Annotated in this window: 12 protein-coding genes; 8 read left to right on the top strand and 4 right to left on the bottom strand. The window is 74.2% G+C overall.

Annotation, left to right across the window (positions count from 1 at the left end; genetic code table 11):
• Positions 1–11: 11 nt before the first annotated feature.
• The 5 genes from ABZ860_RS13410 to ABZ860_RS13430 all read left to right on the top strand — a co-directional run bounded on the left by ABZ860_RS13410 (position 12) and on the right by ABZ860_RS13430 (position 13074).
• Positions 12–6797: a beta-ketoacyl synthase N-terminal-like domain-containing protein gene (locus ABZ860_RS13410; RefSeq protein WP_357219392.1), complete on the top strand. Its 6786-nt coding sequence runs from the start codon at positions 12–14 to the stop codon at positions 6795–6797.
• A gap of 114 nt (positions 6798–6911) precedes the next feature.
• Positions 6912–8594 (top strand): MDR family MFS transporter, encoded by a 1683-nt coding sequence (locus tag ABZ860_RS13415; protein ID WP_357219395.1) that lies wholly within the window; start codon positions 6912–6914, stop codon positions 8592–8594.
• A 207-nt stretch (positions 8595–8801) separates the two neighbouring features.
• The gene (locus ABZ860_RS13420) at positions 8802–9701 is read left to right on the top strand and encodes a DUF6039 family protein (protein ID WP_357219397.1); all 900 of its coding nucleotides are present in this window, start codon (positions 8802–8804) and stop codon (positions 9699–9701) included.
• An 88-nt stretch (positions 9702–9789) separates the two neighbouring features.
• Entirely contained in the window at positions 9790–12147 is a 2358-nt protein-coding gene (fabD, locus tag ABZ860_RS13425) for an ACP S-malonyltransferase (RefSeq protein WP_357219400.1), read from the top strand.
• Between the two features lie 3 nt (positions 12148–12150).
• Entirely contained in the window at positions 12151–13074 is a 924-nt protein-coding gene (locus ABZ860_RS13430; RefSeq protein WP_357219403.1) for a DUF6039 family protein, read from the top strand.
• A gap of 85 nt (positions 13075–13159) precedes the next feature.
• Here ABZ860_RS13430 and ABZ860_RS13435 read toward each other — a convergent pair whose 3' ends face one another.
• Together ABZ860_RS13435 and ABZ860_RS13440 are read right to left on the bottom strand one after the other, a co-directional pair.
• Positions 13160–13528 (bottom strand): VOC family protein, encoded by a 369-nt coding sequence (locus ABZ860_RS13435; protein WP_142648886.1) that lies wholly within the window; start codon positions 13526–13528, stop codon positions 13160–13162.
• A gap of 157 nt (positions 13529–13685) precedes the next feature.
• Positions 13686–14093 carry a DUF3224 domain-containing protein gene (locus ABZ860_RS13440; RefSeq protein WP_357219406.1) on the bottom strand — a complete coding sequence of 136 codons (408 nt, stop codon included), beginning with the start codon at positions 14091–14093 and terminating at the stop codon, positions 13686–13688.
• A 180-nt stretch (positions 14094–14273) separates the two neighbouring features.
• Between ABZ860_RS13440 and ABZ860_RS13445 the strand changes: the two genes are divergently transcribed.
• Complete coding sequence (locus ABZ860_RS13445) at positions 14274–14990, top strand: PIG-L deacetylase family protein (RefSeq protein WP_357219408.1); 717 nt, start codon at positions 14274–14276, stop codon at positions 14988–14990.
• Positions 14991–15137: 147 nt separating this feature from the next.
• Here ABZ860_RS13445 and ABZ860_RS13450 read toward each other — a convergent pair whose 3' ends face one another.
• Both ABZ860_RS13450 and ABZ860_RS13455 read right to left on the bottom strand, forming a co-directional pair.
• Complete coding sequence (locus ABZ860_RS13450; RefSeq protein ID WP_357219410.1) at positions 15138–15887, bottom strand: class I SAM-dependent methyltransferase; 750 nt, start codon at positions 15885–15887, stop codon at positions 15138–15140.
• A 91-nt stretch (positions 15888–15978) separates the two neighbouring features.
• A complete protein-coding gene (locus tag ABZ860_RS13455; RefSeq protein WP_357219413.1) occupies positions 15979–18072 on the bottom strand; it encodes an alpha/beta hydrolase in 2094 nt (697 codons plus the stop codon).
• A 269-nt stretch (positions 18073–18341) separates the two neighbouring features.
• Between ABZ860_RS13455 and ABZ860_RS13460 the strand changes: the two genes are divergently transcribed.
• Complete coding sequence (locus tag ABZ860_RS13460) at positions 18342–18605, top strand: acyl carrier protein (protein ID WP_357219416.1); 264 nt, start codon at positions 18342–18344, stop codon at positions 18603–18605.
• A gap of 52 nt (positions 18606–18657) precedes the next feature.
• Positions 18658–20217 (top strand): amino acid adenylation domain-containing protein, encoded by a 1560-nt coding sequence (locus ABZ860_RS13465; RefSeq protein WP_357219419.1) that lies wholly within the window; start codon positions 18658–18660, stop codon positions 20215–20217.
• Positions 20218–20314: the final 97 nt, after the last annotated feature.

Here is a 20314-nt window from a genome sequence, read left to right on the forward strand (position 1 = left end):
TGTGAGGCGAGATGAACCGGACAGAGCCCGAACGGCTCGTGGACCCCTGGGCCACCGGCCCGGGAGCCTCCTGGGCCCCGGACCCGGGAGACGGCCGGGCGGCGCAGCCCGGACCCCGCACGCACGTCGTGGTGCTGTCGGCCGCGAGCGAGGAACACCTCAACCGCTACGCACGGCGGCTGCGGGACCATCTGGTCGCCGCGCGCGCCGCCGGCACGGCCCCCGCGCCGGCGGACGTCGCGTTCACCCTGCAGACGGGCCGGGTGGCGATGTCCCATCGGCTGGCCGTCCGCTGCGCCGACCTGGAGACACTGACCGAGGCCCTGGACGCCATGGTGGCCGGTCGCGACCATCCCGCCCTGAGAACGGCGGTGGCCCCGCCGCCGGGCGCCCCCGGCACGTCGGCGAGCCCGGCGGCGGGGCGTTCTCCCGCCGGGACGTCGGTCGGCTCCGGGACCGCGAACGCGGGCGATGCCGCTGCGGAGGCCGATGGGGGAGCCATCTCCGAGACGGAGGCCGCGGCAGCGTGGCTGGCCGGGCACGACGTGGCGTGGGAGGACTGCTGGCCGGTGCCGGGCGCCCGCGTCCCGCTGCCCACGTATCCCTTCGACGGCCCCTCCGACGAACCGTCCCCCGGCGGACCGCGGGCGGAAGACTCCGGGGCCCTCGACGGCGACGGTCCCGCGGCTTCCGCCGACGGCGTTTCCGGCGGGGCTCATGGGAACGCGGCCGCTCCTGTGAACGGAGCCGCTTCCGGGGGCGACCCTGGGCGTGCCTCTGCGGACGACCCCCTCCTGCGCGCCCGGGTGGAGGACTACCTCAAGGCGCGGTATGCCGAGGTCTCCGGCATCCCGGCGGACCAGTTGCATGCCTATGTGCCGCTGGAGCACTACGGGCTCACGTCGTACATCGTGGCGCGGCTGAACGACGCGCTGGCGCGCGACCTGGGCGAGGTCTCCCCGACGCTCTTCTTCGAGCACCGCGACCTCGCCGGGGTGGCCGGAGTGCTCCTCGGCCTCGACGGGCCCTGGCTCACGGACGAGCCGGGCCGTACGGCGTCCGGGAGGGGGCGCGGAAACGCCCACCGGGACGCCGGACCCGACGAGCCGGAGGCGCCGGACCGGGACGCCGGGGACGGGCAGGCGCGGCGCCGGCTGGAGGCGCTCGCGGCGCGCGGCGACCTGCGTGGGGAAGGCGAGCGCGACGAGGACGACCGGGCGATCGCCATCGTCGGCATCGCCGGACGGTATCCGCACGCCCCCGACCTCGACCGGTTCTGGGAGAACCTGGTCTCCGGGCGCGACTGCGTCGGGCCGCTGCCGGACGCGCGACGTCGTCCCGGCTGGCCCGCCGACATCATGTGGGGCGGGTTCCTGGACGAGGTCGACACGTTCGACCCGCTGCTGTTCAACATCACCCCCAGGGACGCCGCCCTCATGGACCCGCAGGAGCGGCTGTTCCTCGAGGTGACCTGGGAGGCCCTGGAGGACGCGGGCTATCCCCGGCGGCGGCTGCGCGAGCGGCACGGCTCCCGGGTGGCGGTGTACGCGGGCTCGATGTACAACGAGTATCCCTTCTTCGGCGTCGAGCAGACCCTGCGCGGCAACCCCCAGGACTCGGGGTCGGCCATCGGCGGCATCGCCAACCGGGTCTCGTTCCACTTCGACCTGCGCGGGCCCAGCATGACGATCGACACGATGTGCTCGTCCTCGCTCGTCGCCATCCACCTGGCCGTGCAGGCGCTGCGCCGCGGCGAGGCCGAGATGGCGATCGCCGGGGCGGTCAACCTGTCGCTGCACCCCAACAAGTTCATCCAGCAGCGCCGCATGAAGCTGACCGCCTCCGACCTGCGCTGCCGCAGCTTCGGGCTGGGCGGTGACGGGTTCGTGCCGTCGGAGGGCGTCGGCGTGGTCGTGCTGAAGCCGCTGCGCCGCGCCCTGGAGGACGGCGACCGCGTGCACGCGGTGATCCGCGGCAGCTCCGTCGTCCACATGGGCAGGACCAACGGCTGGATCGTGCCCAATCCCGCGGCGCAGGGCGAGATGGTGCGCGACGCGCTGCGGGACGCGGGCGTCGACCCGGCGACCATCGGTTACCTGGAGGCGCACGGAGCCGGAACGGCGCTGGGCGACCCCATCGAGATCGACGGGCTCATGCGGGCCTTCGGCGACGCCGGCCTTCCCCCCGGCGCCGTCGCCATCGGTTCGGTCAAGTCGTCGATCGGGCATGTAGAGGCCGCCGCGGGCATCGCGGGCCTGACGAAGGTCGTGCTCCAGATGCGGCACGGCACGTTCGCGCCGTCCCTGCACGCCGAGGAGCTCAACCCGAAGATCGCCTGGGACCGCGTGCCGTTCCGGGTGCAGCGTGAGGCCGCGCCCTGGCCGGAGCGTGAGGACGGGCGCGGCCGTCCGCTGCCGCGCCGGGCCGGCGTCAGCTCCTTCGGCGCCGGTGGGACGATCGCCCACGTCGTCCTGGAGGAGTACGCGGACGTCCCCGAGCGGCCCCGCTTCCCGGCCGGACGCCCGCAGGTGCTGGTGCTGTCGGGGCAGGACCGGGACGCCCTGCGGCGGCTGGCGGGCCGCATGGCGGCCTGGCTTCGCGACGCGGGCGACCGTCACGACCTGGCCGACGTCGCCTACACGCTGCAGGCCGGCCGAGAGCCGCTGCGCGAACGGCTCGCCCTGGTCACGGCGGACTCCCGGGAGGCGGCCGGCCTCCTTGAGCGCTTCGCCGCCGGTGAGGAACCATCGGACGTGCTGCGGGGCCGCACCCCCGGCCCCGGGCAGGAGCCCGGACCCGTGCTTCCGCGCGTCCCGGCCCCCGGCGCCGGGCACGTTCCCGTCGCGGGACCGCACTCCGTGTCCGATCCGGCGTACGCCCCCGGGTTCGGGGAGGACGAGCTGCGGGAGATCGCCGCCCACTGGGCAGGCGGCGGACGGGTGGACTGGCCGCGCCTGCACGGGGCCCACCTGCGATCCTCCCGGTCCTCCCGTCCGGAGCGGGGCGACCAGGACGCCGAGGGTCTCTCGCCGCGCCTCATCGCGCTGCCGTCGTATCCCTTCGCCCGGATGCGGTGCTGGCTGCCCGAGCGGCCGTACGAGCCCGGCGCCGGGGCGCCGATCGCCGGTTCCGCCGACGCCCGCCAGACGCCGGGCACGGCGTACGCGCGGGAGACGGGCGAGGGACCACACACGGGCCGGGAGATCCCGCTCTACCGCAAGGAGTGGGTGCCCGCCGATGCCGCACGCGTTCCCGCCTTTGCCTCCGCCGAGGGGCCGCTGCTGTGCGTCTTCGGCGACCGGACCGAGAACGTGGCGCGCGAGCTGGCCCGCGCCGCGGGCCCAGGACGGGTGCTGCTGGTCCGCGAAGGCGCCGCCCACTCTGATCCCGCCCACTCTGATCCCGCCCACCCTGATCCCGGCCGCAACGGAACCGGCCCTGCTTCCGGCGACGGCGGCGTGCTCTGCTACGACGACGAGGCGGGCGCGGTCGAGGCCGTCGGCGTTCTGCTGGCCCGGCATCCCGACCTGGCCGGGTGGGTGGATCTGTGCGACCTCGACGCCCCGGCGGGACCGGGGCGGTGGCAGGCCAGACTGGCCATGCTGCAGCAACTCGTGTCCTACCGGCACGCCGCCGGTCTGCGCGTCGTCCACGTCACCCGGGGGCTGCTCGGCGCGCCGGGTGCTCCCGCCACCCTCGCCGGCGCCCGCTTGGCCGGATTCGTCCGCATGCTCGGCGCGGAGTACGGCAAGGTCCGGGCGACCGTGCTCGACACCGACGTGCCCGCCTCGCAGGCGGCCGAGGTCGCCCGGCAGGTGCTGGACGAGTGGGGCGATCCCAGCCGTTACGGCGAGGTCTGCCACCGCGCGGGACGGCGTCTCGAGCCCCGGCTCGTGCCGGTCGAGGCGCCGCACACGCCGCCCCGGCTCGCGGCCGACGCGCCGTACGTGCTGAGCGGGGCGACCCGGGGCATCGGCGCCCGGGTGGCCCGTCACCTGGTCGAACGGGGCGCCCGCCGGATCGTCCTGGTGGGCGCGCGGTCCCTGCCGCCGAGAGAGCGGTGGGACGACCCGTCGCTGCCCGAGCCCTCGGCCGCCGCCGTCGCCACGGTGCGCGAGCTGGAGCGCCGCGGCGCCGAGGTGCGGGCGCACACCGGCAGGCTCTCCGACCGGGCCGGGCTCGCCGCGTTCATACGATCGGTCCGTGACGCGTGGGGCCCGGTGGCCGGCGTGGTCCACTGCGCGGGGCGGGTCGGCCGGGGCACCCCGGTCTTCGCCCACAAGGGCGCGGTCGAGATGCGGGCCGTGCTGGAACCGAAGACCGACGGCCTGGAGGCGCTGGCCGAGGTCTGCGAGGCCGACCGGCCCGCGTTCTTCCTCACGTTCTCCTCGGTGTGCGCGGCGGTGCCCCGGCTCGCCGCCGGAGTGGCGGACTACGCCGCCGCCAACGCCTTCATGGACTTCTACGTGAGCGGCAAGGCCCGGCAGGGCCACGACGCGTTCCGCTCGGTGAACTGGCCCATGTGGCGCGAGAGCGGGTCGGGACGCGGCGGGCCCAACGTCTGCGAGCCCGTGGGGCTCGACAGCCTCGGCGACGCGGAGGGCCTGCGTGTGCTGGAGCGCGTGCTCGCCCTGCCCGCCGACGCCCTGCCGGACGGCGCCTCGGTGCTGCCCTGCCCGCCGCTCCACGGTGTCGCGCCCGATCCCGGCGCCCTGCTCCTGACCGGTACCGCTTCCGCCGCTCCCTCCGCCGGACCCTGGGCCGTCCCGGAGGCAGACGCCGCCCTCATCGGCGACGTCTCCACCGGCGCGGCCATCGCCCCGTCGGCGGCGTCCGGGCCCCCTGTGTCGTCCGTGCCGCCTATGTCCTCCGTGCCGACTGCGGCGCGGCAGCCGGTGAGCGCGGGCGCGTCCGGCGGCCGTCCGCCCGCATGGCTGGTGGAGCTGTTCGCGCGCAACGTGGGGCTCCCGGCCGGGGACCTCGATCCCACCGCCGACTTCGCCGAACTCGGCGTCGAGTCGGTCATGCTGGGCGAGCTGCTCCAGCAGATCGAGGAGCATCTGGGCCGCAGGCTGGAGCCGTCCGTCCTGCTGGACCACTCCACGCTGGAACGCCTCTCCGCCTACCTGGCCCGGTTCGCCCCGGAGCCCGCCCCCGACCCGATGCCGGAACCCGCCCTCGCTGCCCTTCCGGAACCCGCCCTCGGCGCCCTTCCGGAACCCGGCCCCGTGCCGATGCCGGAACCCGGTCCCGGCCCGGCGCCGGACGCCGGTCCGGTGACCGCGGTGGAGCGGGCCGTGCCGCCGGCCGGTGCGGGGAGGGACGACGCGACGGCCGGCAAGATCGCGGTGATCGGGATGGCCTGCCGCTTCCCCGGCGCTCCCGATGTGGAGACCTACTGGGCCAACCTGCTGTCGGGACGCTGCTCGGTGACCGAGGTGCCGGCGTCCCGGTGGGACCACCGGCGGCTGTACGACCCGGTTCCGGCCGTGGGCAGGTCGCTGAGCAAATGGGGCGGCTTCCTCGACGGGATCGAGGACTTCGACGCGGCCTACTTCGGCATGGGCGACGAGGAGGCGACCTGCCTCGATCCCGGCATCCGGCTGTTCCTGGAGGCCACCGCGACCTGCCTGGCCGACGCCGGATACACCGGGGCCGAGCTGTGGGGGCGGGACGTCGGCGTGTTCGTCGGCGGCCGGATCTCCTCCTACGGCAGACGGGCCGGGCTGCGCCCCGCGGTGCTGCAGTCGGACCAGAACTTCATCGCGGCCCACGTCGCCCACCACTTCGACTTCCGCGGGCCCAACCTGGTCGTCGACAGCGCCTGCTCGTCCTCGCTCGTCAGCGTGCAGCTCGCGTGCCGTGCCCTGCTGGCGGGCGACGCCGAGATCGCCGTGGCCGGCGGTGTCGAGGTGCTGCTCGACGAGCAGCCCTACCTGGAGTTCAGCGCCGCCCGCGCGATCTCCCCGTCGGGCCGCTGCGCCACCTTCGACGAGCGGGCCGACGGATTCGTGCCGGGAGAGGGGTGCGGGGCGGTGCTGCTGAAGCCGCTGGCCGCCGCGCTCGCGGACGGCGACCGCGTCCACGCCGTCATCGAGGCCGTGGCCGTGAACAACGACGGCCACACGATGGGCATCACCACGCCGAACCCGGCGGCCCAGGCCGACGTCATCAGGAAGGCCCTGGCGGCGGCGGGCCGGCGGGCCGGCGAGATCGGCATGGTCGAGGCGCACGGCACCGGGACCCTCATCGGCGACCCGATCGAGCTGCGCGCGCTGACCGACGTGTACCGCGAGACCAGCGACCGGACCGGCTGGTGCGCGATCGGCAGCGTCAAGTCGAACGTCGGCCACCTGCTCAGCGCGGCGGGCGTGGCCGGGCTGATCAAGGTGGTGCTCGCCGTCGAGCACGGCCAGATCCCGCCCACGCTGTTCTGCGAGACCCCCAACCCGCGCTTCGACTTCGACGCCTCGCCGTTCTTCCCGAACACCCGGCTGCGCACCTGGGCGCCGGGGCAGCGGATGCGGGTGGCAGGACTCAGCTCGTTCGGGCTCGGCGGCACCAACGCCCATCTCGTCGCCGCCCAGCTCGACCCCCGGTTGCGCGACGGCGCTCCGGCGCCCCGAGAGCCGCTGCCCGCCCCGGTGTTCCGGCGCAAGCGGCTGTGGCTCGGCCGGGAGGCCGATCCGGCGGCCACGGCGACCGGTCCGACCGCCGGGACCGCGCGCGGTGAAGACACCGGTCAAAATGGGGACGAGCTCGTCGCGTCGCTGCTCGAGCTCTCCTTCACCGAGTAGGACCGAGGTCCGCACGGCGGGCCGTCCCGAGAGGTCCTCGCGAGTGGGCGGAGGGCCGCTGTGGGGCGGCGGCGCAGTCCGCAGACCACGTTCCGTATCAGACGGGAGGAAACGATGAGCACCACAGCCAGCGGCGCACCCCCCGCCGGGCAGGCGGCCCCCGCCCTGTCCGCCGCGCATGTCCGGCTGGCGGTGGCCGGCGTGATGGCCGGCATGCTGCTGTCCGCCCTCGACCAGACCGTGGTGAGCACCGCGCTGCCCCGGATCGTGAGCGACCTGGGCGGCATGGACATGCTCTCCTGGGTGGTCACCGCCTACCTCGTCACATCGATGGTGGTGACCCCGCTGTGGGGCAAGGTCTCCGACCTGTACGGCAGGCGGGCGACGTTCATGGCCGCGATCGGGTCGTTCCTGGTCGCCTCGGCGCTGTGCGGCCTGGCCCAGGACGTCGGGCAGCTCATCGCGTTCCGGGCCCTGCAGGGCCTGGGCGGCGGCGGGCTGTTCGCGCTGGCGCTCACCGTCATCGGCGACGTCGTGCCGCCCCGCGAGCGGGGCCGCTACCAGGGGTACTTCGCCGGGGTCTTCGCCCTGGCCAGTATCGGCGGGCCGCTGCTCGGCGGCTGGCTGGCCGACGGGCCGGGGTGGCGCTGGATCTTCTGGGTGAACGTGCCGGTCGGCCTCGTCTCGCTGGCCGTCGTCGCGGCCGTCCTCCGGCTGCCGGTGACCCGCAGGGAGCACCACGTCGACTACCTCGGCGCCGCGCTGATCGTCGCCGGTGTCACCGCGCTGCTGCTCTACCTCGACTGGGCGGGCGAGGAGTACGGCTGGGCCGCTCCGGGGTCGCTCGCCCTGCTGGCCGGCTTCGCCGTCGCCGCCGCGCTGTTCGTCGTGGTCGAGCGGCGCGCGGCCGAGCCCGTCATTCCGCTGCGGCTGTTCGGCAACCCGGTCTTCCGGGTGGCGAACGTGTTCGGGTTCCTCGCCGGCGCCGCGATGTTCAGCGGCATCGTGTTCCTGCCGGTGTACCTGCAGGTCGTGTCCGGCATGTCGCCCACGACGGCGGGCCTGGCGATGCTGCCCGCGATGTTCGGGATCATCATCGCCACCGCCGTCTCCGGCAACCTCATCACCCGCACCGGCCGCTACAAGGTCTTCCCCGTGCTCGGTTCCGTGCTGCTGGTGCTGGCGATGCTGCCGCTGTCGCGCCTCGCCGTGGACACGGCGTACTGGTGGGTGGCCGTGCTCTCGTTCGTGTTCGGCGCCGGCACCGGCCTGACCATGCAGCCCGTCCTGACCGCCGTGCAGAACGCCGTCGAGATGCGCGACCTGGGGGCGGCCACCGGCGCGGCGAACTTCTTCCAGCGGATGGGCGCGGCCGTCGGCACGGCGGTGCTCGGCGCGGTCTTCAGCTCCGGCCTGGCCCGCCACCTCGCCGACGAGGCGGGCGGCGTGCGCGTCGCGGCCGACGACGTTCAGGCCGTCCACCGGCTGGCAGAGCCGGTCAGGGGGCACGTGCTCGCCGCGTTCGCGCAGGCGCTGGACGACGTCTTCCTCGTCGCCGTGCCCGTGGTCGTGCTGGCGCTGGTGGTGTCGCTGTTCCTGCGCGAGGCGCCGCCCCGGCAGACGACCCCGCCCGCGGACGGCGCCCGGCAGGCGGCAGGTGCCGGGCAGCCTCAGCAGCCGGAGCAGGCCCAGCAGCCCGTGCAGCCTGTGCAGCCCGCCGGGCAGACGGCGCCGGACGCCGGCGGCAGGGAGCGAACCGGCGCCGACCAGGGCGGCCGCGTGAACAGCTCGCGCTGACCCGCCGCCTTCCAGCTGACCCGCCGCATCCGCAGGGGGCCCGATCACTCGATCGGGCCCCCTTCCCTTGCGCAACATTGCGCAGACACGCTCTGACCGGCCAAGTAGCGTCTGCCGCAGTTCCCCATCGTCTCCTCCGAACGCGGCGAACGCGCTCGGCGGGCAGATCCGTCAGGCGCGCGCCGATTGCCGAGAAGGGATCGCGCAATGTCAGACACGGCGGTGTCCACCCTCGACGCGGGCCGGATCAGGCCGGCACAGCACCAGACCTCCGTCCCCGCCGACAAGGTGCTGCACTCGGGCAACTCGGGCTTCATCATCGCCCGCAACGCCCAGCTCAAGTACAGCCACCGGGCCGAGGGCCGCCAGTTCTTCTCCGAAGTCGTCCGCCACATGAACGACTCCGACCTCAACGGGGCCTCCTTCTTCTGCTACGAGGAGGCGTTCGGCACGCAGGACCGCCTCCACTGGCTCATCCACTGGAAGTCGCCCAACGACTACGGCATCAGCCTGGAGATGGTCGACCACGACGACACGATGATCGACCTTCTCGAGTCCGACCGGGTCAAGGACGACGACGGCGTCGGCGCGTGGGGCCGGCTCATCGTCGAGGGCACGATGCAGGAGAAGATCCTGGTGCCCCAGCACGGCGCCCACCACGAGAACGAAGAGGACATCCCGAGCGACCTGTGGGTCGACCCGGCCTGGAAGCAGAGCTCCCAGCCGCTGTCGGAGCAGCTCAACTCGGCCAACGCCGAGCTCGTCCTGCACCGCGTGGGGCAGGCCAAGCACGAGTTCCGCAAGGAGGCCCGCTACTTCGCCTTCGCCTGGCAGAACCACGTCAACAAGGTCCTGTCCGGCCGGGTCACGTCGTACCTGTACGAGGAGACCTTCGGCGTGATGGACCAGCTGCACTGGCTGATCCACCTGCGGTCGTTCGAGGACTACCTGACGCTGATGCACCTCGACGACCACGACCCCGACTTCCGCCGGATCCTGGAGAAGGACTTCATCGCGCCGCACCGCGGCGGCGGCACCTGGGCCAGGACCTTCATGGACGGCACGCTGCACGACACGCTCCTGGTGCCCTACCAGCTTCCCCGGTGACGGCTTTCCCGGTGACAGCGGACCAGCCCGGGCTCCGGGCGGGCGCGCCACGCCCGCCGGCGCCCGGCGGAGGAGGAGAAGGCTGATCATGCGCGCGTGGCTCTTCCCGGGCCAGGGGTCGCAGCGCAAGGGCATGGGGGAGGGGCTCTTCGACCTCTTCCCCGGCCTGTGCGCCGAGGTCGACGCGCTCCTGGGCTACTCGATCCGCGACCTGTGCCTGAAGGACCCCGACGGACGGCTCCGGCAGACGCAGTACGCCCAGCCGGCGCTGTTCGTCGTCAACGCGCTGACCCACCTGGCCCGGCTGCGCGAGGAGCCGGAACCCGACTTCTACGCGGGGCACAGCCTGGGGGAGTTCGACGCGCTGTTCGCCGCCGGCTGCTTCGACCTGGCCACCGGCGTACGGCTGGTCCGGCGCAGGGGCGAGCTGATGGGCCGGGCTAACGGCGGGGTCATGACGGCCGTGCTCGGCCTGCCCGCCGCGACCGTGGCGGCACTGCTGGAGGAGGCCGGCGTCGCGGACGTCGACGTCGCCAACCACAACTCCGCCGACCAGGTGGTCCTGTCCGGAACCCCGGAGGGCATGGCCCGGGCGGTCGGGGCCGTCGAACGGGCGGGCGGCGCCCGCTGCGTGCCGCTCAACGTCAGCGCGGCCTTCCACTCGCGGCACATGCGACCGGCGGCCGAGGAGTTCGCGGCGTTCCTGCGCGAGGTGGAGTTCGCGCCTCCGCGGGTGCCGGTCGTCGCCAACGTCACCGCCCGGCCGTACCCGCCGGACGGGGTGGCGGACTTGCTCGCCCGGCAGATCGCCAGTCCGGTCCGCTGGTGGGACAGCATGAGCTACCTGCTCCACCGCGGGGTCCGCGAGGTCGCCGAGGTCGGCCCGGGCACGGTGCTCACGGGACTGTGGCGGTCGGCCCGCCGCACTCCGGCTCCCGTGACCCAGCCTCCCGTGACCCAGCCTTCCGTGACCCCGGCCCCCGCGCTCACGGCCCCCGTGACCCCGGCCCCCGCGCGCACGGCCGTGGCTCCGGCTCCCGTCTCCCGGGTCGCCGTCGCCGAGACGGACGCGCGGCTCGCGTCGGCGGCCGAGCGGCTGGGCTCGGCCCGGTTCCGCCGCGAGTACGGGCTGCGCTACGCCTACCTCGCCGGCTCGATGTACAAGGGGATCTCCTCGGCCGACCTGGTCGTGCGCATGGGCCGCTCGGGCCTGATGGGCTTCTTCGGCGCGGGAGGGCTGTCACTGGAGCGCATCGAGCAGGCGCTGCTCGACATCCGGCGCCGGCTCGGCCCCGAGGTCCCGTTCGGCATGAACCTCCTCAACGACCTCGACGACCCCGCCAGGGAGGAGCGCACGGTCGCCCTGTATCTCAAGCACGACGTGCGCTTCGTCGAGGCCGCGGCATACCTCAACGTCACGGCCCCGTTGGTGCGGTTCCGCTTCAGCGGCGCCCATCGGGACGCCCAGGGCAGGCCGGTCGCCGTGCGGCGAGTGCTGGCCAAGGTGTCGCGCCCGGAGGTGGCCACCGCGTTCATGAGCCCGCCGCCGCAGGCGCTGCTCGACCGGCTGGTGCGGGAGGGCGGACTCACCCCTGCGGAGGCCGAGGCGGCGCGGGAGCTGCCGGTCAGCGGCGAGGTCTGCGTCGAGGCGGACTCCGGCGGGCACACCGACGCCGGTGTGGCGCTCACGCTGGTCCCCGCCATGCGCCGGCTCCGCGACGACCTCACGGACCGGTACGGCTATCGCACGCCGATCCTGCTCGGCGCCTCGGGCGGCCTGGGCGCGCCGGAGGCGGTGGCCGCCGCCTTCGTCCTGGGGGCCGACTTCGTGCTGACGGGGTCGGTGAACCAGTGCTCCCCCGAGGCCGGCACCTCCGAGACCGTCAAGGACCTGCTGGCCGGGCTCGACGTGCAGGACACGGCGTACGCGCCCTCCGGCGACATGTTCGAGCTGGGGGCGCGGGTGCAGGTCGTGCGGAAGGGGACGCTGTTCGCCGCCCGCGCGACCAAGCTGCACCAGCTCTACCAGCGCCACCGGTCGCTGGAGGAGATCGACCCGGCGACGCTGGCGAGCATCGAGCGCACCTTCTTCCGCCGCTCCGTCGAGGAGGTGTGGCGGGAGACCCGCGACCACTATCTGTCCGGCGGGCGGCCCCACGTCGTCGAGAAGGCCGAGCGCGATCCGCGCCACCGGATGGTGCTCGTCTTCAAGTGGTACTTCGCCCACTCCAACCGGCTCGCCCTCGCCGGAGACCCGGCCGAGCGCGCCAACTACCAGATCCAGTGCGGCCCGGCGATGGGGGCGTTCAACCGGTTCGTCCGCGGCACGGAGCTGGAGGACTGGCGCAACCGGCACGTCGACGTCATCGCCGAGCGGCTCATGACCGGCGCCGCCCGATGCCTCGATGGCTGCATACCCCCAGATCCCACGTCCATGAAGGAGTAGACGGTGTCGAACAGCACCACACAGACGACCGTGCCGCCGGCGCTGCACCAGACGTCGCAGTCCCCGGACCGCGTCCTGCACTCGGGGAACGCGGGCGTGATCGTCGAAAGGGTGGCGCAGATCCGCGGCGGGCAGGGCGGCGCCGCCCGGAGGGCCGCCCGGGAGATCGCCGAGCACATCAACGCCAAGCACGCGGGGACGGCCACGGTCTTCGTCTACGAGGAGACCTTCGGCGTGAAGAACCGGCTCCACTGGCTGCTGCACTTCACGTCGTACGCCGACTACGGGGCCCTGCTGGCGATGGGCGGCCCGGGCGGCGACATCCGGGGCGGCGTCTTCGGCGCGCACGAGGCCGACGTCTGGGACGAGCTGTTCGAGGCGGGCAGCGTGCGGGAGACCGTCATGCTCCCGCACCGGTGGGGCATCTTCGGCACCGCCACCGAGGCGATGGCCGCAGACCCGGCGATGAGCCCCATCGTCCCCGGAGAGGGCGGCCTCCCCCGGTTCGACGTGCGGCCGGCCCAGGAGCAGACCGCGATGCCGGCGGACAAGACGCTCAACTCGGCCACGGCGGGCGTCGTCATGCGCCGTACGGTCGACTTCGACTACCGCTACCGTGCCGAGGCGCGGGTGTTCGCGCGGACCGTGGCCGAGAACATGAACCTCAACATGGACGGCCTGGCCACGGTCTTCCTGTACGAGGAGGCGTTCGGCCGGATGGACCGCGCGCACTTCCTCATCCACATGCGCTCGCTGGACGTGATGTACCTGCTGATGGGCCTCGACGCGCGCACCGACCCCGACGCCCCGCGCGCCTCGTTCATCCAGGACTGGATCTCGATGGACAAGGGCGGCGGCGCCTGGGACAAGATCATCGTGCAGGGCACCACCCGGGACGTCCTGCTCACCCCGCAGCACTGGGGCTGAGGCGGAACGGGGAAGGGGCCACGGCGTCGCCGCCGTGGCCCCTTCCGCACGCCTGGGACGTGTTCCGCTGCGCCTGGAACGCGGTTCAGCCCGTGTAGGTGGTGATGCAGAACGGGTGCCCCGCGGGGTCGAGGAGCACCCGCCACTTGTCGCCGCCCGGCTGGAAGTCGGGCTTGGTCGCGCCCAGCTCGAGCAGCTGCTGCTCCGCCTTGTCCAGGTCGGGCACGCTGAAGTCGAGGTGGAACTGCTTGGCCGAGTCGGGCCAGCTGGGCCGCGGGTGGTCCGGCACCCGCTGGAAGCTCAGGCGCACGCCTCCGTCGCTCCCGGCGAGATAGGTGAAGTTCTCGCTGCTGAACACCACCTCCCAGCCGGTGACCTGGCGGTAGAAGTCCGCCAGCGCGGCGGGATCCTGGCAGTCGAGAGAAACCGCGGCGAGAGTGCCGATGGCTGACATGGTGAAAGCTCCCTTCGTCTGGCCTGCTGCGCCTCCGGACGAGCCGGACAGGCCCGTTCCGGAGCCGCAGACGGACGTATGCTGCGCGGTGGCGTCGAATGACGGCCGGCTTTCACCTGCCGTCAGACGGCGCCGATTTCCGATGGTACGCAGCCGATCAGTCGAGCTCGTACTCAAAGGTGAATTCCGCGTGGCCGTCCGGCCCCACGTTGCCGCTCGTGTAGCGGGCCTCGCCGCGCAGCCCCTTGAGGTCGCCGGTGCCGGAATCCGGCACCACGGTCAGGGTGGCCTCGGCCGTGCCCGGCCGGACGACGCCTTCGAGCCGGAAGACGAAGCTGCCCTGGCGGCCGTCGAGGCTGCCGGTCACCCGCTCCAGGCCCTGGAACGGGCTGGTGCCGTCCGCCTCCGTGAGGATCAGGCACTCCAGCGCGCCGGTGGCCGCGAGGTCGCCGGTGTAGTGGTTGACGACGGTGCCCCGCGACAGGGCCGGGCCGCCGTCCTGCACGGCGTACGGCTGCGGCTGCCACGGCTCCCATTTCATCGTCCCGGTGGCGGTCTTTCCCATCGGAAACCTCCCGCGTGTCGAATGTCGCTGTATTCATCGCGTGTGGAATGACGGCACTGTTCTGCAGCATTCTGCCTGGCAGGCGGGGGTGTGTCTGCTCAGGATTGAGCATCTCCGGCGCTTTATAAAAGCGGTTTCCGGCCTTTATCGAGAATGGCGCGGCATGCTAATTTAAATGATATGAGCGACGAACTGCAGCCTATGCCCGACGACTGGAGCACGGCACTCGCGGTGGTGGCCCATCCGGACGACATCGAGTTCGGCGCCGCCGGGGCCGTCGCGAGCTGGACCGCCGCCGGGAAGTCCGTGAGCTACCTGCTGCTCACCCGCGGCGAGGCCGGGATCGACGGGATGCCGCCCGAGGAGGCGGCCGCCGTGCGGGAGGCCGAGCAGCGCGAGAGCGCGTCGATCGTGGGCGTGGAATCGGTGACCTTCCTCGACTACGCCGACGGCGTCGTCGAGTACGGCCTGCCGCTGCGCCGGCGGCTCGCCGAGGAGATCAGGCGGCAGCGGCCCGAGCTGGTCATCGGCTTCAACCACCACGACCGGTTCCTCAGCGGCCGGTGGAACCCGCCGGACCACCGCAACACCGGACGGGCCCTGCTCGACGCCGTGGGCGACGCGGGCAACCGCTGGATCTTCCGCGACCTCGGCCTGGAGCCCTGGCAGGGCGTGCGTCACGTGGCCGTCGCCAACTCGCCGCACCCGACCCACGCCGTGGACGTCACCGATTCCATCGACAAGGCCGTGGCCTCCCTGGAGGCGCACCGCGCCTATCTGGCGGGCCTGCGGCCGCCGGTCACGGACGTACGCGGCCCGCTGACCGCGATGGCCCGGCAGACGGGTGAGCGGTTCGGCGGCCGGCTCGCGATCGCCTTCGAGCTCATCCCCCGCTGAGCCCGGCGGCGTCCCGTCCTCCCGCCCCGGCCCGCGGCCGATCGTCTCGCCCGGGCCGGGGCCGCGGCTCGCGAAGCGGCCGTGAAAGCCGAAAGGACCGCCCGCGGCGGTGTGCCGGCCTCTGCCCGGCTCCGTGCTCGTCCAGCCTCAGCCCTGCTTCTCCAGGACCGTGCACATCGAGCGCCAGGTCTGCACCCGCGGCCGGTCGGGGTCGGGGAGTGCGCGCAGGCCGGAGACGACCGGGACGACCACGTCCCGCCAGACGTCGCCGGGCACGTGCCACAGGTATGGCGGCACCCGCCGCTCGATGCTCTCCGCCAGCTCCGCGGGCGAGGTGGCCTTCTCGTATTCGGCGGCGAAGTGCTGCTCCACCGGCCGCAGCCCCGCGGCCTCCCCGGCGGACAGGAGCCCCTCCGGGGTGTCCGGCCGCGGCGGCTGCAGAGGCGCCAGCCGGTCGAGGGCCTCCACCAGCTCGTCGGGATCGGCGACGGGGCTGCCGTGCACGGCGGCGAGCCGCCCGCCGGGGCGCAGCACGCGGGCCGCCTCGGCCACGGCGGCGGCCATGTCCCCGACCAGGTGCAGGACGTGGACGAACACGACGTTCGCCACCGTGCCCCGGGGCAGGGGGAGCGCTCTGGCGTCCGCCCGCGCCACCCGGCCGCCGAGCCGCTCGTGCGCACGGTGCAGCATCGGCTCGGAGATGTCCACCCCGATCACCGGATGTCCCAGCTCGCGCAGTCCTGCGGCGACCACGCCGGTGCCGACGCCGACCTCCAGGGTCGTGCCGGCCACCAGGTGCGGGGCCAGGCACGCCGCCGACTGGCGGCCCCGCTCAAGGCCGCCGCGCATCTCGTCGTAGCTGTCGGCGACCCGGTCGAACGACATCGCCTGCGTCATCGGGCGTTCCTCCTCGGTCTCGAACCCTCTGGAACCGTCTCGAACCGTCGTCGCCGACCGGCCGCCGGGCCCGCCGGCGCCCCGCCTGCGGTCACCGGTCCACCTCACCCGCCAGGCCGGCGACCACGTCGGAGCTTGCCATCGCCGCGGGATCGGCCACGAACTCCTCGATCAACCCGGCCAGCACGGCGGCGCGGTCGTACAGGCACTGGTGCGTCGCGCCGCGGAGGTGAACAAAGCACCCCGAGGGGAAACGGGCCGCCGCCGCGCGCAGCCGCGGCGTGGAGACGATCCGGTCGTGCTCCGCGCCGACGGCCAGGACCGGGACGCGGACCTGCCCGGCCTCAGCTGACACGTCGTCATCCCAGAAGGCGAGCATCTGAAGGGCGTAGGGCACCAGGGTCTGCGCAGACAGGAACGGCGCACGGACCTCCTCGCGCAGCGCGCCGTTGGTCAGGGCGAGCACCTCGCCGGGCCGGGAGGCGGGCGGGTCCTCGCCCCCGAACAGGCGCAGCAGCCGCCCCGCCTGGTCCGGCCGCCGCGCCAGCGTCCGGCACAGGTAGTCGAGATTCCGCTCGTATGGGGTGTCGAGGTCGTCGTGGCCCCCTTCGGCCCGGAACGAGCCGTTGAGGAACACCATCGAGGCGACCACGTCGGGCCGGCGGACCGCGAACCGGACGGCCTGTTTGGGCCCGGTGCACCAGCCCACGAGGTGGCAGCGTTCGACGCCCTCGTTCTTGAGCACGGCCTCCAGGTCGTCGACGTGGTCGTCGAGACCGGGCACGGACGCCGGGCCGTCGTCCTCGGGCCCGCGCGGATCGACGACCAGGACGCGCCGCCGGGCCGACAGCCTGTCGATCAGGGGGTGCCAGAAGGCCAGGCCCTGGCCCAGCGCGTTGAGCAGCACGATCGGCTCGGTTCCGGGTCCCCCTCCGGCCGGGGCCCGCCTCGGCATGGCAGGGGGAAGGGCAGGGGGCACGGTAGAGGGCACCGCCAGGTGGTAGGTCAGCGGCCGTCCGGCGACGTCGATGGTGGTGCGCACGAGCCGTGCGGGCAGCCTCTCCTGACGGTCGCGGGCCGTCTCGGCGGCCGCCTCCTGGGCGCGCCGCATCCGTCGAAGCAGCGCCCGCTGCGCGGGCGGCCCCGACACGAGCGGCCCCGTCGTCGTCTCCCGGCAGCCGGTCCAGGGCGACGGCTCGGCCAGGAACCCGGTGAGCCGGTCGTGCAGCAGCCGGTCGATCGGATCCAGCTCGGCGGGGTCGTGCACCGGCAGCAGCCGCACCCCGTAGACGTCGCCGATCCGCCGGAGCAGGCCGTCCGCGGGCACGACCTCGGACGCGGCCAGGCGGAACCGGCCGCCCGCCGTCTCCGGATCGTCCGCCAGCTCGACCAGCACGCGCGTGACCTCGTCCATCGGCGTCAGCCGTACGGCGGACTCCGGGGGGAGCAGGCAGCGCAGGGGCCGCGTAACGAAGTAATCCGGCGCGCGGGCGGTGACCTCGTCGACGACCGAGCGCAAGGCGGCCAGGAACCGGTGCAGCCCGGCGGGCACGGGATCGCCCGGCCAGGCGGCCGGCGGCACGACCCCGGTGTGCGGCGCGACCCCAGTGTTCGGCACGGCCCCGGCCGGCGCGGCCGGATCGAGAGCGGAGAGCGTGCCGGAGGGAGGCAGCGCGTCGACGGGGGAGACCGTGTGCACCAGCCGATGGCCGAGCCCGTGCTCCGCGCAGGCGGCGGCGACCTCCTCCTCCACCGCCGTGTGCAGACGGGCGACGACGGCGTCCACCGGCCTGGCGTCCGCGCCGTGGGGACGGCACAGCTCGTCGGCGGTCACGTGGACGACCCCGGCCGCGCCGAGCGCGGGCAGGCGGGCGATGACGCTCCGGGCCAGCGCCGCGTCCGCACGGGCGTCGCGGCCGGGAACCGGCCCGGCGTCCCCGGTGAGGAGCCAGACGGCGTCGGCCCGGACCCCCTCGGGCAGGTCGCCGGACGGACCGGCGTCCACGACGAGCAGCCGCGGATCGCGCGGCCGGTCGTCCGGTGAGGCCGCGCCGCCCATGCGGGCGGGCGGCCGCCCGGGAGGAGTGACGATCGTCACCCGGCCGGCGCCGCAGGCCAGGAGGCGGTCGGCGAGCCGGGCGGCGAGGAGGGCGGACGAACCGCCGAGCAGCACGTCACGAGCCATGCTGTCGATCGTCGCCAGACCGGCCGGCGGCCGTCTGCTCAACTTTGAGCGGCATCGCTCCGGCACGCCTGCCTAGCATCCGGCGTACGCGGCGGGCCTGCGCCTCCACGACTCCGGGCCGCGTCCGGATCGCGTCCGGACCGTGCGCGGGCAGCCACACCGCCCGCCCGCGTGGCGCGCCGCGTCGTGGGGCGCCAGGTCGTGGCGCCGCGTCGTGAGCGCGGTGCCGTGGGCGCGGCGTCGATCGAGTGCGAAAGGCGGACCGAACGGTGACCGAGGACTGGGACGAGACGTTCGAGAGCGTCCTGCGGCCCTACCTTCCCACGCTGCCGGAGGGCGCGCCGCTCGCGCCCGACCTGGTGACGGCGGCCTTCGGGCTGAACTCGGTGGCGACCGTGGGGCTCATCGCGGCGCTGGAGGACGCGTACGGGGTGACGTTCCCCGACGAGGACCTGGTGCCCGCCAACTTCCGGACGCCGGGGAGCGTGTGGGCACTGCTGACCCGGCTGCGCGCCACGTCGGGCCGGCCCTGACTCCGGTCGCGGGGCCGCCGGTGGCGGTGCGGTTCGAGCTTCAGGAGGACTGATGACGGAGCGGCTGCTGGACGAGTGGTTCCTCGACGGGCTGGCCCGCGATCCCGGCGGCCCGGCCCTGCGGGTGCACGCCGTGACCCTCTCGTACGCGGAGGTGGACCGGCGGGCCCGCGCCTGGGCCGCCGCGCTGACCGAGGGCGGCCGGGCGCCGCGCCGCGTGGGACTGCTCGCGAACAAGAGCCCGGAGGCGTACATCGGCCTGCTGGCCACGCTGTACGCCGGGGCCGCGGCCGTGCCGCTCGGCCTGGAGGCGCCGGCCGAGCGCAACGCGGAGATCGCCCGGACCGCGGGCGTGGACTGTCTGGTCGTGGACGCCGGCGGGGCCGCGCAGGCGGCGCGCGTGGCCGAGGCGGCCGGCGTCCGCGTCGTCCTGGCCGCCGACGCGGCCGTCGGAGTGCGGGCAGGCGTGCCCGTGCGGGTGCCCGGCGACGACGACGCGGACTCCTTCCGCCCGCCGTCGGGCCGTACGCCGCAGGACGTCGCGTACGTGCTGTTCACCTCGGGCTCGACGGGGCGGCCCAAGGGGGTGCCGATCGCGCACCGCAACGTGAGCGCGTTCCTGCGGGCGTCGCTGCCGCGCTACGACGTCGGCCCCGGCGACCGGTTCAGCCAGGTGTACGACCTCACCTTCGACCTGGCGATGTTCGACATCTTCATGGCCTGGGGCAGCGGGGCCTGCGTGTGCGCTCTGACCCGGCTGCAGGCCCTCGACCCGGCCCGGTACGTCCGGTCGTACGGCCTGACCCTCTGGCACGCCACCCCCAGCCTGGTCAACGCGGTGCGGGCCAGGGGCGCGCTCGCGCCCGGGTCGCTCGCCGGGCTGCGCTACGCGGTGTTCTGCGGGGAGCCGCTGCCGGTCGAGACCGCACGGGCGATGCGGGCGGCCGCGCCGGACGCCGCCCTCGACAACATCTACGGCCCGACCGAGCTGACGATCGCCTGCACGGCCTACCGCTGGCCGGCGGGTGAGCCGCTCGACTGGGAGGGCGAGACCGTGCCGATCGGCTACCCCAACGACGGCATGGACTTCCTCATGCTCGGCCCGGACGCCGAGCCCGACCAGCGGACCGGCGAGCTGTGCATGACCGGCCCGCAGATGTTCCGCGGCTACCTCGACCCCGCCAACGACGCGGGCCGGTTCCACCAGGCCGACGGCAGGACGTGGTATCGCACCGGCGACCGGGTCCGGCTCGACGACAAGGCAGGGCTGGTGCACCTCGGCAGGGACGACTCCCAGGTGAAGATCCAGGGCTACCGGGTCGAGCTGGCGGAGGTCGAGCACGCGCTGCGCGAGGCCGCGCCCGGCTGCGACCCGCTGGTGTTCGCGCTGGACGACGAGACCGGAACGGTCCTGGTCGCGTTCGTGGCCGGGGGAGGGGCCGACACGGCGGCGCTCGCCGAGCTCGCCGCGCGGCTGGCCGACCGGCTGCCGCCCTACATGCTGCCGCGGCACCTGTGGCCGCTGGAGGAGATGCCGCTGAACCGCAACGGCAAGGCCGACCGGGCGGCGCTGCGCGAGCGGGCTCTGCGCCGCCTCGGCGCTCACCCTTGAGCTGAGCCGCGCTCAATCTTGAGCTGAGCCGCCGCCCGACCCGTTCTTACCATCCCCGCGATGCCACGCGCGCTCTGAGCACACCGAGGAGAGGAAC

The sequence above is a fragment of the Microbispora sp. NPDC046973 genome, from assembly GCF_040644495.1.
Lineage (GTDB): Bacteria > Actinomycetota > Actinomycetes > Streptosporangiales > Streptosporangiaceae > Microbispora.